Here is a 16,004-nt window from a genome sequence, read left to right as displayed (position 1 = left end):
TCACCTCCACTTGAAAATGCGATCCAGTTCATCTTCCACTCGAGCAAACTATCGGATGTTGGACTTGACAATACGATGACTACATTCCTAGCTCTCGAATCCCCCTTTGAACGCGGGCTTACGCTTCTCCAGGAAGGCGGAGACTCCTTCCTTCATATCCTGGCTGGCAAAACAAATGCCCCAGGCTTCCGCCTCCAGGGCGCAACCCGTCTTGAGGTCCACGTCCATGCCGCGGTCCACCAACTGCTTGACGCTGCGCAACACACCCTGTCCTCTTGTAGCGAGCATTTTGGCCACCTTCATGGTTTCGTCCATGAGCTGGTCCGCAGGGAAAACTTTGGCGACCAGGCCAAGATCTTTAGCCTGCTGCGCGTCGATCATCTCCCCGGTCATGCACAACTCTTTGGCCTTGGCGCGGCCGATGAGTCGAGGAAGCCTCTGCGTTCCACCGAAACCAGGAGTCACCCCGAGATTCACCTCGGGCTGACCAAATTTGGCCTTATCGCTTGCATAAATGAAATCGCAGCTCATGGCGATCTCACAGCCCCCGCCCAGAGCAAAGCCGTTGACACAGGCCAGCACGGGCTTGGGCAGCTGTTCCAGTTTGAAAAATACTTCCTGCCCCTTCTCGGAAAAGCGTCTCGCCTGGAGGGGATTCATCTTGGGAAATTCCGAAATGTCCGCTCCCGCCACAAAGGCCTTGTCCCCTGCTCCGGTGAGAACCAGCACGTGAATGTTGTCGTCTTTGCTGACGAGGTCCACGACGGACTCCACTTCAGCCAGCGTCTGGGGATTCAGTGCATTCAGAGCCTTGGGCCTGTTGAACGTGAGGAGCCCTACACCATCCTTTACTTCAAACAGAATATTGTCATAAGCCATAACGAAAAATTCCTTGTTTCTCAAGAGTCCCCTGCAAATCTAGGGACGTTCCACAACAATGGCCGATCCCTGGCCCCCGCCGATACACAGGGTTGCCAGTCCCTTCTTGGCATCCCGCTTCTGCATCTCGTGCAGCAGCGTCGTCAAAATGCGTGCACCGGATGCACCGATGGGGTGCCCGATGGCAACGGCCCCTCCATTGACATTGACCTTGGAAAGATCCCAGCCCATTTCGCGGTTCACGGCAACGGCCTGAGCAGCAAAAGCCTCGTTGGCCTCGACCAGATCCAGCTCCTGAGCCTTCCAGCCCGCACGCGCCAGAGCCTTTTGGCTCGCCCGAATGGGTCCGATGCCCATGATGGTGGGATCCACGCCGCTGGAAGCGTAGCTCTTGATGACGGCCATGGGCTTGAATCCCAATGATGCAGCCTTCTTGTCCGACATGACCATGATGATGGCCGCACCGTCATTGATTCCCGAAGCATTGCCTGCGGTCACCGTCCCATCGGGTTTAAAGGCGGGCGGGAGCTTCTTCAATGCTTCCATCGTCGTCCCCAGGCGGGGATGTTCGTCCGTATCGAAAAGTACCGGTGCGCCTTTCTTTTGAGGCAGCGGAACCGGGATGATTTCGTCTTTGAACCTGCCGCTCTTGATGGCGGCTTCGGCCTTCTGTTGACTGGCCAATGCCAGCTCATCCTGATCCTGCCGGCTTACCCCGAATTTGGCCGAAACGTTCTCTGCGGTGTTCCCCATGTGGTATCCATTGAAAGCATCCCATAGCCCGTCGAGGATCATGAGGTCGATCAACTTCCCATCACCCATGCGCTGGCCCCACCGTGCACCATTCAAGGCATAAGGGGCGCGGCTCATGTTCTCCATTCCTCCAGCCACGACGACTTCCGCATCCCCCAGCATGACCGCCTGGGCAGCGAGGAAAACCGATTTCAAGCCGGAAGCGCAGACCTTATTGATGGTGAACGCAGGAGTTTCCTGGGGAAGCCCGGCATGAATCGCCACTTGACGTGCGGGATTTTGCCCCAGACCGGCCTGCAGTACATTTCCAAGGATGACCTCGTCGATCTGTCCCGGGTCGAGCTGCATGCGCTTCAAAGTTTCCTTGAGAACCAGCACGCCCAGATCCACCGCCGGAACGGATGCCAGAGATTTTCCAAAACTGCCGACGGGAGTTCTAAGCGCGCTGACAATAACCGCCTGTTGCATTGATCCCTCCATGGTGAGACGAATAAGGTGAATGGCCCGGTGCAACCGGGATGAGCCTGAGTGAATGAATAACAAACCATTGGGTCTGTCTCATTGTAGAAATCCGTTTGTTTTATAGGAAAAGCATTTGTGATTGTCAAATCTTTTGAAAAGCTGAAAATTTCCTATGGGGCGGATCTCGGATGCAAAATCGCTAAAGCTCGCTGGAGAATCGCAATAGATTGTCCTTGGGCCCAATGACCACGAGAATATCACCTTCCTGGAGCTGCTGCTTGGGCGAGGGATTGTAAATCATGCGGCCGTCACGCTGTTTGATGGCCACCACGATGAGGTTGTAGCGACTCCGAATTCCCGAATCCATGAGCTCCTTCCCCACGAGCTGACATCGCTCCGCCAGGTAGAACTCCTCCATGCTCAGCTCCATCCCCTCCTCCGACAACGCCAACTCCAGGAAATCCGTCACGGTCGGCCGCAAGATGTTTTGGGCAATGCGCGTCGCCCCAATGGCGAACGGGGCGACGACGCGGTTTGCGCCCGCCTTGTAGAGCCGCTTCTCGCTTCCGGGCGCGCCGGCGCGGCTGAAAATGTAGAGATCTTTTTTGATGTCCCTTGCGGTGAGCACAATGAAGACATTGTCGGTATCCTTGCTGACCACGGAAACGAGCCCCTTGGCCTTCAGGATGCCTGCGGCCATGAGGTTTTCCTCCTCGATGGCGTCTCCGGAGAGGTAGAGAACCTGCTTTTCTCTCAGTTTGACCAGGAGGGATTCATCCTTTTCAATCACCACGGAAGGCACATGATAGCGGCTCAATTCCTGTACGATGATTTGTCCCATCTGGCCATACCCGCAAATGATGTAATGATCTTTGAGCTCTTCCAGCCGTCTTCCCAATTTGCGCCTCCGATAAACATCGAGCCAATTCCCGTCCAGAAGGAGCCCGCTGAAGTAGGTCAGGTTGTAAGCGACGAACCCGGCTCCCATCATGATGAGCAGAATGGTAAAAATGCGCCCGTTGCGGCCGAGAGGCCTCACTTCCCCAAAGCCCACCGTGGTGAGGGTGATGATCGTCATATAAAGAGCGTCAATGAAAGGATAGCCCTCGATGATGACATATCCAAGAGTCCCAAAACCGATGAGAAGGATCGAGAGGACGATGAGAGCCATCACATGTCGGCCGGTTGTTGTCCGCCCAAACGTAATCGCCGTCCTCAATGTTCTAGGCCAAAATGCACCCATATGCTGCTGTACCAAGCCTCCCACTCTGTGATCAATATGTCCGGATGTCTGGGCTGCACTCCTGCAGCCATCTTGAACCATCACAACTGGCCGCATGGCAGCACTGGATTGTGAAAAACATAACAGTTTCAGCTTGACATCAAGGAAAAATTTGATAACAGTTACCACGATCGTATCGTGGAATCAAAGTGAACTTTAAGGAATTGCTTTGGCAGGTCTGGTGGGTGGTTCCAACGACAGGAGATCACGCACCGCAACTTTATATTGACCCTGGCTGCTTTGGGGGGCTGCCGGTAGTGGAGGAGGGCCTGATTTTTACTATCCAGGGGGGGGCGGCATGTGCCCCAAAACACATGCGGTAACTTTGGCAAGAGGGTTTAGTTTCACGAGTCAGTGGAGAAATACATCAATCAGGAATCAGGTTAGAGAGGAAAGAATTATGATTAAGCCACATGGATCGACCACGTTGAACCCGCTTTACGTAATGGACGCAAAAATGCGCGAAGAACTGGCAAAGGAAGCCATGAGCCTGCCTTCCGTCGTGATTTCTTCGGCAGCAGCCGGTAACGCCGTTATGATGGGCGGCGGCTACTTCAACCCCCTGACCGGCTTCATGAACGTAGCGGATGCCATGAGCTGTGCAGACAAAATGACGACCACGAAGGGTCTTTTCTTCCCCGTTCCCATTGTGAATGTGATCAAAGATCCCGCTCCCATCAAAGGCGCCAAGAGAATCGCTCTGCGCGACCCCAACGTTGCGGGCAACCCGGTTCTGGCCATTCAGGACGTGGAAGCTATCGAAGAGATCACTGCCGACCAGATGAAGTTCATGACCGAAAAAGTCTACCGCACCGACGATATGGAGCATCCGGGTGTAAAGGCTTTCAATACGGTGGGTAATTTCGCGGTTTCCGGCCCCATCAAAGTGCTCAACTATTCCTATTTTGAGCTGGATTTCCCCGAAACCTTCCGCACCGCCTATCAGATTCGCGAAGAGATGCAGAAGCTCGGCTGGCAAAAAGTCGTTGCCTTCCAGACGCGTAACCCCATGCACCGCGCTCATGAAGAGCTTTGCCGCATGGCTTACAACGATGTCAAAGCCGACGGTATCCTCATTCACATGCTGCTCGGCCGCCTGAAGCCCGGGGATATCCCGGCGGACGTTCGCGACGCCTGCATCCGGAAGATGGTGGAGCTCTATTTCGAGCCCAACACGGTATTGATCACGGGCTATGGCTTCGACATGCTGTACGCAGGCCCCCGCGAAGCCGTTTTGCATGCCTTATTCCGTCAGAACTGCGGTTGCACGCACTTCATCGTGGGCCGCGACCACGCCGGTGTCGGCGACTATTATGGTCCGTTCGATGCGCAGACCATTTTCACCGACGAAGTGCCCAAGGGCGCCCTGGAAATCGAAATTTACATGGCCGACCATACCGCATGGTCCAAGAAGCTCGGCCGCGTGGTCATGATGCGCGACGTACCCGATCACACGAAGGATGACTTCATTCTGCTCTCGGGCACCAAGGTCCGTGCGATGCTTTCCGAAGGCCAGGCACCTCCACCGGAATTCTCCCGTCCGGAAGTGGCGAAGATCCTCATGGGCTACTATCAGTCCACCTTGAAATAGGACATTAGCAGCGCAGTCTCGGTTTATCGCGGTTTTCTTAAATGAGCAGCCCGCCCTTTCAGAAGAAAGGGCGGGCTGTTTTTTTTCGATCATCCTGGCTTTCTCACATTACCTTCAGTTTTTCCGTCAATACAGGGACAAACTGTGTGAGATCCGCCAGCACCATTACATCCGCGATTTCGCTGATGGGGGCATCCGGATCCGTGTTGATGGCGACAACGAATTCGGATTTTTTCATACCGGCCAGGTGTTGGATGGCCCCTGAAATGCCGCATGCAATGTAGAGCTTCGGCGACACGGTCTGGCCGGTCGTCCCGACCTGCCTCGAATGATCGACCCATTCGGAATCAACCACCGGTCGGCTGGCCCCAAGCTGTCCACCGATGGCATCAGCCAGTTTTGCGATCATTTCGACGTTATCCTTTTTGCCAATTCCCCGGCCGGCACTGACGATGACTTCGGCACGACTCAGGTCAACATCCGATTTCTGCGCCGCTTCGTAGCCGACAAACTCAATGGTCGAAGCTGCGTCGGGTGTATCCAGAGGCTCGATGGCAGGGGCTCCTTCCGGATCTCCATCCAGCGTAAAAGCACCCGACTGGAGCGTAACGACAGTGACAGGGGTTTTTGACTTGAGGTTCCGGCGCATTTTAGCATTGCAGGCTGGAACAACGAATGCACCGTCCGCATACCCCACCACTTCGGATATCTGAGCTGCACCGAGGGCAACGGCAAGGCGCGGCGCCAGATCCCAACCATAGGATGAGTGTGCCAGCACCACCATGTCGGGATTTTCACGGTTCACCGCTTCCTGGATCAACTTTTTGTGCACATCGGGATTGTACTCGCCGTGTTTGGCAGCATCTGCAAGGTGAAGCCTGCCGTCAAATTTCGGTACGGATTCTTTGCCGGCAATCACGACCATGGCTGCTTGAGCGCCAATTTTTTCAGCAAAGGCTACCAGTTCGTAGGTAGAGGCCAGCACTTTGCCGTCCCTGTATTCTCCGACTAAAAGGGCTTTCATGGAAAGATCTCCTTGATCTTCGTATTGTTTTGTTTATCGCAGTACCAGTGTTTTTTCCCGCAGAATAGCCAGCAGCTGATCGGCCAGCTTGTCCGGTTCCCCTTCGAGAACCATACCGCCTTTTTTTTCGGGAAAGTACATTTTTTCCGTTGTCAACCGGGCCTCGGTCTTTGCCAAATCAGAAGGCTCAAGTGAAAGCAGCTCTTTTTTCCTGGCCTGCAGGATGTTCGGCAGAGTCGGATAGCGAGGGGTATTGAGGCCCAACTGACAGGTAACCAGAGCCGGAGTTTTCATGCGCACGACGGATTTAGTGCCACCTTCAAGTTCGCGCTTGACTTGCAGGGTGCCGTCGGCAAACTCGAAATGGACAATGGTTGTGACTGCAGGAATTCCAAGCATTTCGGCCAGCAGCACGCCGACCTGCCCTGAGCCACGGTCCTGGGACTGCATGCCTGTAAAAATCACATCAAATCCCTTACCGCCTGCAAATGCGGCAATCAGCGAAGCGATCTCAAAAGGGTCCTTGCGAAAAGCATCATTGTCCTTGATATGAACACCACGGTCGCAACCCATCGCCATGGCCTTTTTCATTGCCTCCCGGACCCGATCAGGGCCGATGGAAAGGACCGTCAGGTCAGCGGCAGCCCCGACCTGCTCCCGAAGGCGAACAGCCTGTTCGACAGCATAACCGTCATACTCGTTCATACGCCAGGCAAGGTCCTCCTCGCTGTACCAGATGCCGTCAGCATCTATCTGGAACTTCCCTTCCATATCGGGCACCTGCTTGATGCAAACAAGAATTTTCATAAGTCTTTCCTTATTTATCCATCTCACGTTCATTCACACAACAGCGACCCTTTATTGCTTCTCCAGTCGCTCCACCAAAATTTCGGCTATGTCCCGCGGTACCAGCTTTCCTTCCAATGCGGCCCCTTTGATCCCGTCCTCAAACATGGTCAAGCAAAAGGGGCAGTTGGAAATGAGCAGGCCTGCTCCGGTATCTGCCGCCATTTTAGCTCTGGTTTCACAGATTCGGGACCCAATTTTCTCATCCGCCACAACCCGCCCGCCGCCGCCGCCGCAGCAGAACCCCTCCTGCCGGTTCCGCTCCATTTCACGGATGGCAGCCCCAGCGGCATGCAGGAGCTCACGGGGAGGCAGGTAAATGTCATTGTACCGGCCAACGTAGCACGAGTCGTGGTACGTGCACGAGAAGCGCTCAGGCCTGAGCTTCAATCGGCCTTGCCGGACCAAATTTTGAAGATAGGTGACGTAGTGTTCGACCTGAATATTAAATCCAAGGTCGCGGTAATCTCGATCCAGCGTATTGAAACAGTGGGGGCAGGCTGTGACGATCCTTTTCACCCCATAACCCTTCAAAACCTCGATATTTTCAACCGCAAGGCTCTGATAGAGGTATTCGTTCCCCAGTTTGCGGACAGGCTCGCCACAGCATTTTTCTTCCTTGCCGAGAATCCCAACCTTGATGCCGGCTGCTTCACAGAGTTGAACAAAGCTTTTGGCCACCTTGATGTTGCGTTTGTCGAAGGACGCATAGCAGCCGACAAAATAGAGGATATCCACATCGGCATTATCGGACATGCGCGTGACGCTCAGCCCGTCGGCCCAGTCGCCTCGAGAGGAAAATGCCATGCCGAGCGGGTTTCCATTTACTTCCAGGTGGTTCGCCGCTTCCATCACTTCGTCGCCCGGAAATTCGCCCTTCATGAGAACCAGATGACGACGCATCTCGATGATTTTGTTGACATGCTCAACGGTTGCCGGACAAATCTCCTGGCAGGCGCGACAGGTCGTGCAGGCCCACAAAGCATCCCGCCCTATGGTTTCGACCAGCTGCGCATCGGGCTGTTCAAAGGCGATCTCCCGTATGTCTCCGATCAGCTTCATGGGGCTGAGGGGCTTGTTGGTGTTCCAGGCCGGGCAACGATCTTGACATCTTTTGCATTCAACACAGGCATCGCTGTCCAGGATGTCCTTCCACGTCAGGTCTTTAAGATGCGAGGCACCGTAGCTTGCAACCTGTTCGTCCTCGAGGTCAGGTGTGTCCAGGCTTCCCTTGCGCCGATGATCGGCAAACACATAATTGGCAGTAATGGTCAGAATATGGCGAAACTTGGTCCTCGGAAGGGCAACAAAAAATGCCATTGTCAGAAAAAAGTGAATCCACCAGGTGGTTTTATGCAGAGCGCGCAAGCTCTCCTCTCCCATACCGGCAATCTGGCGGGCAACGGACAACCCCACCGGTGACCAAACAGCCAGCTTGTTCCCGGCGCCGAGCTCGGTAACGGCCATGCGAGCTCCCTCTATGACAAAGCCGGTGACAAGAATGGCAAACAGCAACCCGTGCATGATGGCGTCGTCGAGATCCGATTCCAGGCCTGCCGGGCGCACCCAGTAGCGTCTGTAAGACAGGCCGCACAGCATGATGAGCGCCACGAGGCCTGCAATATCCAGAACGAGCGAGTAAAATTTGTAAAAGCTCCCCGACAGAAATTTCCACCCGAACACGGGATCGGTCAGGTCGGCCTGAAGAAAAATCAGGAGGGTCCCGAGGGTCAACAGGAGAAATCCCCAGAAGAACAGACTGTGCCCTATGCCCGGTGCCCGAACTCTCAGCACGTGACGCTGCGAAAAGGCGTTTTTCAGGGCAACCGCAATACGACCTTTGAGATCGTCTGTACGGTCCGCGCGCTTTCCCTTCCTGTAGATCTCGATCCGCTCGAAAATGCCCTGGAGCATGACGACAACGGCCAGTACAGCCATGGCATACATGGGAACCATAACGCTGTGGCCAACGTTCCAATAAATTTCCCGGGTCAATTCCATTACAGACCCTCCTGTTCCTTCGGCTTTGACGCTGGCCTTGTTGACCGGCGTCCCATACAGTTTTTCCGGATCCCAGGGGATGCGACCTGACAGTGGCATCACCGGGCAGGATCATACTTTTTCCAGCAGCCCCTGTTCAGCGTCCACAACGACACGTTCCCGAACCTTGTAGTGCAATTTTTTGCCGGTTGCCGTCATGGGCAACTGATCCACAAAGCAGTAGTACCTGGGGCGTTTGTAGTTGGCCAGCATGGAGTGCTCGAGACAAAACGCATCAATCTCTTGTGCAGTCAATGATGGGTTGCTTCTGACGACATACGCCACCACCACCCGCCCCCATTTGGGGTCGGGAAGTCCCACCACCACACAATCCCTCACACCCGGGTGTTCGTTCAGCACCGCCTCCACCTGCACGGGATGAATGTTCTCACCGCCGGAGATAAGCATATCATCTTTCCGGCCCACCAAAGTCACGAACTCATCTTCGTTCCAGGTTGCAAGATCTCCAATATACAGCCATCCCTTATGATATTTTGCTTTCGCTTCGTCCGGACGGTTGACGTAGGTATACGAACACTTTCCGGCAGCCCTGATGATGACCTCGCCCACTTCCTGGTTGTCTTTCTTCACGTGGTCGTCCGGTTCGGCCAATCGGTCATAGTATACAGGGACCACAGCCATATCGTCGTCAGTGCACGAACGGCCGGCAGACCCCGCCATGTCAGGCAAATCATAAGGGCGCAGAAAGGTGTTCCAAAAAGCTTCCGTGGATCCATACCCGTTGAAAATGTTTGGGGTGAGCTCTTTCTGGTAGCGAATGCATGCCGCTCGATCCAAAGGAGCGCCCATGGTCACGATACCTTTTAAATGGCTCAAGTCGCGATGTTTTTTCTGTTGCTCGGCACAGAGTCCCTCCAGCGTGGTCGGGGCGCCGATGATGAAGCTGATTCTGTGTTTGTCTACGAGATCCAGGACGGCGGCTGCGTCATAATGACGGAGGGGGATCAGTTCCGCCCCCACATAAAGCGCAGGGTTGGGGCCGCCGGAATAGAGCCCGCCCCGATGGAACCAGGGGGTCATGTTCAATGTCTTGTCTATAGGGCTGAGCGGGAAATGCATGATGACATCGTGAGCGCTCATAATTTCATTGATGTTGTTCAGGGGAACGCCTTTAGGCATGCCGGTTGTTCCGGAAGTGTACAGACGCGTTGTCTCGTCATAAATATGGCTTGGGCGGAAAATCCCTGGATCGGTGTCCGGCTGACCCGCGATATATTCTTCAAAAGAGATTGCTCCCGCAAATGGCTTTGCGTTGCCGATAATATCAACCATGACGACGGTCTTTGGCTTGTGCGATGCCTTGTTGAGGGATTTTTCCGCCATTTCGGAATCCGCCGCATCGTAGAAATAGACTTTGGGTTTGCTGTCATCGAGCGCATAAGCGGTTTCACCATAAGACCAACGAAAGTTGATCGGGCAATTGATGGCCCCCAGTTTCTGCGACGCCAGATACAGAAAAACCCACTCTGCACAGTTGTAAAGCTGGTACATGACCACATCGGCCTTGCTTACCTCATCATTTTTCAGAGCATGGGCCAGAATGTTGCATGCCTTGTCAAGCTCCTGATAGGTCCACTGTTTGTCCCTCAAGGGACACGTCAACGCGTTTTTTTTGGCGTATCGATGGGCGTTTCGCAAAAAGCCGTTCAGATAGGTAAAATCATTTTCGAACGTGTCCCGGAACATGGAAATATCATATGTGAATTCTCTATTTTCCGACATGTCACTGCTCCTTATCGGAGAAGGTTCCTTGTGCAGCCTGCGAGAACGCGCCTCCGTCCCACGCGTTGCGCCCAGTCTCACCATGAACGTCACGATGTGTGATTTCCGGTCAGGAACGCAACAATGTGCGGCCGGTCACCAAACGGGTGATCTGGTTCGTTCCTGTGTATATTTGTGTCAGTTTGGCGTCACGCATCATCCGCTCCACACCGTATTCCTGCATGTAGCCCGCTCCACCGAGTATCTGGACGGCGTCCGTGGTCACCCGCATGGCCGTATCGCTCGCAAGGGTCTTTGCCATTCCTCCCAGCAGCACGCCTTTCTTGTCTTTCTCATCGAGCCATTGAGCAGCCTCCCGGGTCAGCAGACGTGCAGCTTCAACGGCCGTGGCCATATCGGCAATCATGAACTGGATGGGAGCCAAATCGGCAATGGGCTTGCCAAATTGCACACGCTCACGGGCATGAGAGATGCTGCGCTCGAGGGCCCCCTGAGCAATCCCCACGGCTTGGGCCGCACAAAAAACGCGGTTTATGGAAAGCGCTTTCATCAGATTGGCGAATCCATCGCCTTCAGCACCGATAAGGTTTTCGGCAGGGATTTCCATGTTTTCAAAAAAGAGCTGGGAGTTGACACATCCGCGCATTCCCATTTTTTTCTCATTGCGGCCGTAAATCAAACCGGGAGTGCCTTTTTCCACAACAAAGACGCTCATGCCTTTGGGGCCTCTTTCCGGGTCTGTGTAGGCATACAGGGAAATGATGTCCGCCAGGGAGCCGTTGGTGATAAAGCACTTCTGGCCGTTGATCACATATTTATCACCTTTTTTGACTGCACGGGTCTTCATGGCGAGTAGGTCCGAGCCGGCTGAGGGCTCAGTGGCTGCAAAGGCGGTGAGCAGTGTGGAGCTCCCGGCAAAGCGACGCAAGAATTTTTCCTTTAGCACGGGGCTGCCGCCGTGGATGATGGGCAGCATGCCATCGGCCTGAGCGATCAGCAAAAGGGCCGTGGAGGCACAAACCCGGCCAATCTCCTCAAGGATCATCACGAACGTCTCGTTGTCCATTTCGGTTCCACCCTGTTCGGCGGGCAGAAGCGGATTCAGCAGTCCCAGCTCGGCAAACAGTTTTTGGGCATGTTCCGGGAAAGCGTGCTTTTCATCGAGTTCGATAGCCCGCGGCGCGATTTCCCGGTCCGCCACATCACGCACCATTTCCAACAAGACTTTCTGCTCTTCGGTAAGATGTTTCATTCGATACGATCTCCTTAAAATGATTGAATCTCAGGATGTGGAATTCTCTTTCCTTATTTCTCTAGCAATCACCAGCCGCTGAATTTGATTGGCGCCTTCGAAAATCTGGGTGAGCTTGGCGTCCCGGAACATCCGCTCCACAGGATAATCCTGCATGTAGCCATACCCACCAAAGACCTGTATCGCATCCGTGGTGATTTTCATGGCTGCATCCGATGCAAAAACCTTGGCCATGGACGCCAGCTTGGTATTGCGCTTGCCCTCGTCATACTGGGCCGCGGCTCGATAGACCAGACCCCGGGAAGCTTCGATGAGGGTGGCGCTGTCCGCAAGAATCTGCTGAATCATCTGATGTTCGCAAAGTTGTTTGCCGAAGGTTTCCCTCTCTCTGGAATACCTTTCCATCTGTTCGAATGCACCCTCGGCTATGCCCAGTGCCTGCGCAGCAACCGCAGGACGGGACATGTCGAAATCCTTCATGGCGAGTTTGAAACCTTTGTTTTCTTCCCCCAGGAGGTTCCCGGCAGGTACACGCACCTCCTCGAGATGCACCTCGGAAGTTTGTGAGCCCTTTTGCCCGAGCTTTTTCTCGATTTTTCCAATCGTGAGTCCAGGGGTTTCGCGTTCTACCAGAAAAAAGGACAACCCATCGCGTCCATTGTTTGAGGTCCGGGCCAAAACGGAATAGACTGAAGCCACCGGTCCGTTTGTGGCGAAACACTTTGTTCCCGTAATAACGTATGTGTCACCATCTTTGACCGCCGTGGTGCGAATGGAGGCCACATCGGATCCGGCGCCGGGCTCTGAAACAAGGTAGGCCGCCAGTTCACGGTTTTCGACCATCCTCGGAAGCAGACGATCGAGCAGTTCCGGCCTGGCGCCATGAATAATGGGGAAACTGCCGACAGCCTGAATGATCAACATGAGGGCCGAGGAGGCGCAGCAGCGTGCGAGCTCCTCAACTCCGATACACAAGAAGGTGCCGCTATGCTGCGCCATGCCGCCATATTTCTGCGGAAAGACAACGGTCATGAGCCCTAAATCCCACAACAGTCCTTCCACTTCCGGGTTGAGTTGACCTGTTGCATCAATGGAGGGGGCCAGGGGAGCCACCTGTTCCCGAGCTGCCTTGCGTATCATGTTGGCGGCCATTCGCAGTTCTTCGTTGTTAGAATACATTGTTCCTCCTAAAGATTGATTCATATAGAGTTTGTATGCCCAAGTCACCAGCAAAATACCGAAAATCCGGACACGTCCCATGAGACAATTGGTGGCTGTGCATTTCATGCATCGTGCCAGCTTCTGGAGAACGGGCATTCAGGATATAAGTATTTGAAAATCAATAAACTATTTAAAAGCGAGTCAAAAGGCATGAAGTTGACACTTTTTGATTTGTGTAGTCGGATGTCTACAGTTTCGCTACAATTGGGCAAAAACTAGAATGTATCCATAGGGAGACATGTTGACGAATGAATTCAACTTCCCAGGCAAGCTTGTTCCGTAAAGCCGTCTATTGTCGATGCGGCCTTGCATTTTTGGATCAAACCGGGCGTGTGACTGCTGTAGACCCCGAATTTTTCAACACAACCCATATGGATCTGGCAGAAGGCGATCTGCTTCCGCACCAGCTCCGCGATTTGGGACCGGGACAATGGGCGTTCTACGGCGATGACTGGTTCGTACAGGCCGAAGGGCGACAAAGGGCTGAAGTGGTCGTTTTCAGGCGTGTCCGGGCGGCCGATCGGATCCTGGGCCCTTATGGGGACTGCACCATCAATGAGGAAATGGTGAGGATGGTTCTCGACAACCCCTATGAGGGACTGACGGTTGTGGACACCGACGGGAAAGTCACTCTCCTCAGTGCAGCCAACGAGCGATGGTTTGGGCTCGAATCCGGGGCAGGTGCGGGATTATTCCTCTGGGAGCTTGCCCCGGGCAGTCGCCTGGCGGAGGTGGCCCGAAGCGGCGTGGCCGACAGTGCACAGATTGTCGATCTGTACGGCAAGACTAAAATTACGGTGAACCTCCCCATCCGAAGGGACAACCAGGTGATCGGCGCCTTTGGGAGAATTCTGTTTCAGAGCCCTGAGCAATTGGAAAAACTGGTCGATCGGGTTCGATCGATGGAGCGGAAGGTCGAGCGCTACGAAACGCTGCTCAATGAAATGAGCAGGAACCGGAGCTCATTTGAAAGCATTTTCACGATCAATCCGCAAATGCAGCATATCATTGAGCAGGCACGCCGTGTTGCGAATTCTTCTGCGACGGTGCTGATACTGGGCGAAAGCGGGACGGGCAAAGAGCTGTTTGCGCAGGCGCTTCACGAAGCTTCGAGTCGAAAAAACGGCCCTTTTGTTGCGATCAACTGCGGCGCCATTCCCCATGACCTCATCGAATCGGAGCTGTTCGGGTACGAAGAGGGGGCTTTCAGTGGCGCACGCCAAAAAGGCAAGCCGGGAAAATTCGAAATCGCGTGCGACGGGACACTCTTCCTGGATGAAATCGGCGAACTGCCGGTAGACAGCCAGGCCAAGCTGCTTCGCGTACTGGGAGAGCGCAAGATCGATCGCCTGGGCGGCACCCAGCCGATTGCCGTGAACTTTCGTCTCATCGCTGCCACCAACCGTGACCTGGCGGCTCTTGTCCGCTCAGGAAAGTTCCGGAGCGATCTATTTTACCGCATCAACGAATTTCCCATCGAAATTCCTCCGCTGAGGTCGCGGCCGGAAGATATTCCACTGTTGGCAAGACATTTTCTTGCTGAGGTGTGCCAGCGTGAAGCCTTGCCCCTGCATCGACTCTCCGAGGCTACTGTAAAGTCATTGGTCTCACATACCTGGCCGGGAAATGTTCGGGAACTGCGAAGCCTGATACGTCAGATGGCCTGGAAGGTCCAAGGCTTGACGATCGAGCCACACCATTTGCCGCCCATATTCCCCAAAGGCAAGAAAGCCGTTTCCATGGGAACGCTGGAAGAACAGCTGGTGAGTGCGGAACGCAGCGCCATAGAGTCCGCACTGCAGACAGCAGATGGGAATCGCGCTTTAGCGGCGCGGATGCTCGGAATACATCGTACCGCTCTTTACAAAAAGATGAAAAGGCTGGGTATAATAGAGGATCGCATGACGATCGGAGAGTAAAAGCCTTTTACCATAAATCTGGGACCTTAGACTTGAATTGCTCACACCCCTTGCGATCGTCCCGCATTTTGTATATTCTGAAAAACAATGGTTCATGCACTTGGGCAATCATGTCATGGGACTCAGCAATGGAAAATCGCCTTCGAATACCTCCTTCCCCGTTTGTCTCCACCCCATGACATCATGAGCGCAAACGACTTGTGAAAAATTGCATATTTTTCCCTTGACAACTTTGAGACCATCCCTATAATGATTTTGCAATATAATGCACAAGCATGAAACGCGGAAAAAAGTTCCTTGCAGCAGTCTGCCCAGGGAGGCTTCGGCGGAACAAGCGACGAAACTTCACGGCGTGACCACTAGAAAGCGTGAAGCAGAAATAACAAAGACGCAGTGATCATTTTCACCAAACAGCTTGTTCGTAGTGAGTAGAACAAGTGCGGATGCAAGAAGGGAGGTGTAGGGCTCAAACAAGGCTTCCAGACAAGTGTGAACGATAGGCTAAAGGATAAAATATAAACTCTCTAGGAGGATAGTTATGCCAAGTTATGTAATCCTTGAAAAATGCGATGGCTGCAAAGGCCAAGACAAGACAGCGTGCATGTACATTTGTCCCCAGGATTTGATGGTTCTCGATAAAGAGAAAATGAAAGGTTACAACCGCGCACCTGAAATGTGCTGGGAATGCTACAACTGCGTTAAGATCTGCCCCCAGCAGGCTATTGACGTACGCGCTTATGCCGACTTCGTTCCTATGGGAGCTTCAGTGGTGCCCCTCCGTGGTTCCGAAGACATTATGTGGACCGTTAAGTTCCGCAGCGGCCAGGTAAAACGCTTCAAGTTCCCCATCCGGACCACACCGGAAGGTAAAGCAAATCCCTTGGCAGGGTATGCAACGGGTACGGAAGACATCAAGAGCCCCGTTCTCTGTACTGAGCCTGCTTCCACCGGCCAAGACACGCTTCCCACCCTGAAGAAGTAATAAACCCTTA

Annotated in this window: 12 protein-coding genes; 3 read left to right on the top strand and 9 right to left on the bottom strand. The window is 53.9% G+C overall.

The features are described 5' to 3' along the window. Positions 1–87: 87 nt before the first annotated feature. The 3 genes from MWC30_RS05220 to MWC30_RS05210 form a co-directional block, all read right to left on the bottom strand. Positions 88–879 (bottom strand): enoyl-CoA hydratase-related protein, encoded by a 792-nt coding sequence (locus MWC30_RS05220; protein ID WP_244083101.1) that lies wholly within the window; start codon positions 877–879, stop codon positions 88–90. Between the two features lie 39 nt (positions 880–918). Beyond that, positions 919–2,100 carry an acetyl-CoA C-acetyltransferase gene (locus MWC30_RS05215; RefSeq protein WP_244083100.1) on the bottom strand — a complete coding sequence of 394 codons (1,182 nt, stop codon included), beginning with the start codon at positions 2,098–2,100 and terminating at the stop codon, positions 919–921. A gap of 193 nt (positions 2,101–2,293) precedes the next feature. After that, positions 2,294–3,265: a TrkA family potassium uptake protein gene (locus tag MWC30_RS05210; RefSeq protein WP_244083099.1), complete on the bottom strand. Its 972-nt coding sequence runs from the start codon at positions 3,263–3,265 to the stop codon at positions 2,294–2,296. Between the two features lie 511 nt (positions 3,266–3,776). On the opposite strand from MWC30_RS05210, the gene sat reads away from it, so the two are divergent. Continuing rightward, entirely contained in the window at positions 3,777–4,967 is a 1,191-nt protein-coding gene (gene sat, locus MWC30_RS05205) for a sulfate adenylyltransferase (RefSeq protein WP_244083098.1), read from the top strand. A 103-nt stretch (positions 4,968–5,070) separates the two neighbouring features. On the opposite strand, the gene MWC30_RS05200 is transcribed toward sat, so the two are convergent. The 6 genes from MWC30_RS05200 to MWC30_RS05175 all read right to left on the bottom strand — a co-directional run bounded on the left by MWC30_RS05200 (position 5,071) and on the right by MWC30_RS05175 (position 13,051). Beyond that, positions 5,071–5,991: an electron transfer flavoprotein subunit alpha/FixB family protein gene (locus MWC30_RS05200; RefSeq protein ID WP_244083097.1), complete on the bottom strand. Its 921-nt coding sequence runs from the start codon at positions 5,989–5,991 to the stop codon at positions 5,071–5,073. Positions 5,992–6,024: 33 nt separating this feature from the next. Then, positions 6,025–6,798 (bottom strand): electron transfer flavoprotein beta subunit/FixA family protein, encoded by a 774-nt coding sequence (locus MWC30_RS05195; RefSeq protein ID WP_368860803.1) that lies wholly within the window; start codon positions 6,796–6,798, stop codon positions 6,025–6,027. Positions 6,799–6,849: 51 nt separating this feature from the next. Beyond that, on the bottom strand, positions 6,850–8,838 hold the full coding sequence (locus MWC30_RS05190) for a heterodisulfide reductase-related iron-sulfur binding cluster (protein ID WP_244083095.1): 1,989 nt from the start codon (positions 8,836–8,838) through the stop codon (positions 6,850–6,852). Between the two features lie 111 nt (positions 8,839–8,949). After that, positions 8,950–10,620, bottom strand: a complete 1,671-nt coding sequence (locus MWC30_RS05185) for a class I adenylate-forming enzyme family protein (protein ID WP_244083094.1) — start codon at positions 10,618–10,620, stop codon at positions 8,950–8,952. A 109-nt stretch (positions 10,621–10,729) separates the two neighbouring features. Beyond that, the gene (locus MWC30_RS05180; RefSeq protein ID WP_244083093.1) at positions 10,730–11,872 is read right to left on the bottom strand and encodes a cyclohex-1-ene-1-carbonyl-CoA dehydrogenase; all 1,143 of its coding nucleotides are present in this window, start codon (positions 11,870–11,872) and stop codon (positions 10,730–10,732) included. Positions 11,873–11,902: 30 nt separating this feature from the next. Beyond that, complete coding sequence (locus tag MWC30_RS05175; RefSeq protein ID WP_244083092.1) at positions 11,903–13,051, bottom strand: cyclohexane-1-carbonyl-CoA dehydrogenase; 1,149 nt, start codon at positions 13,049–13,051, stop codon at positions 11,903–11,905. A 290-nt stretch (positions 13,052–13,341) separates the two neighbouring features. Between MWC30_RS05175 and MWC30_RS05170 the strand changes: the two genes are divergently transcribed. Together MWC30_RS05170 and aprB are read left to right on the top strand one after the other, a co-directional pair. Continuing rightward, positions 13,342–15,012 (top strand): sigma-54-dependent Fis family transcriptional regulator, encoded by a 1,671-nt coding sequence (locus MWC30_RS05170; protein WP_244083091.1) that lies wholly within the window; start codon positions 13,342–13,344, stop codon positions 15,010–15,012. A 538-nt stretch (positions 15,013–15,550) separates the two neighbouring features. Beyond that, positions 15,551–15,994, top strand: a complete 444-nt coding sequence (aprB, locus tag MWC30_RS05165) for an adenylyl-sulfate reductase subunit beta (RefSeq protein ID WP_244083090.1) — start codon at positions 15,551–15,553, stop codon at positions 15,992–15,994. Positions 15,995–16,004: the final 10 nt, after the last annotated feature.

Origin of the sequence: Desulforhabdus sp. TSK, assembly GCF_022836495.1 — a bacterium.
Lineage (GTDB): Bacteria > Desulfobacterota > Syntrophobacteria > Syntrophobacterales > Syntrophobacteraceae > Desulforhabdus.
The sequence above is the reverse complement of the archived record's forward strand: the minus strand, read 5'-3'. Positions and strand labels throughout refer to the sequence as shown.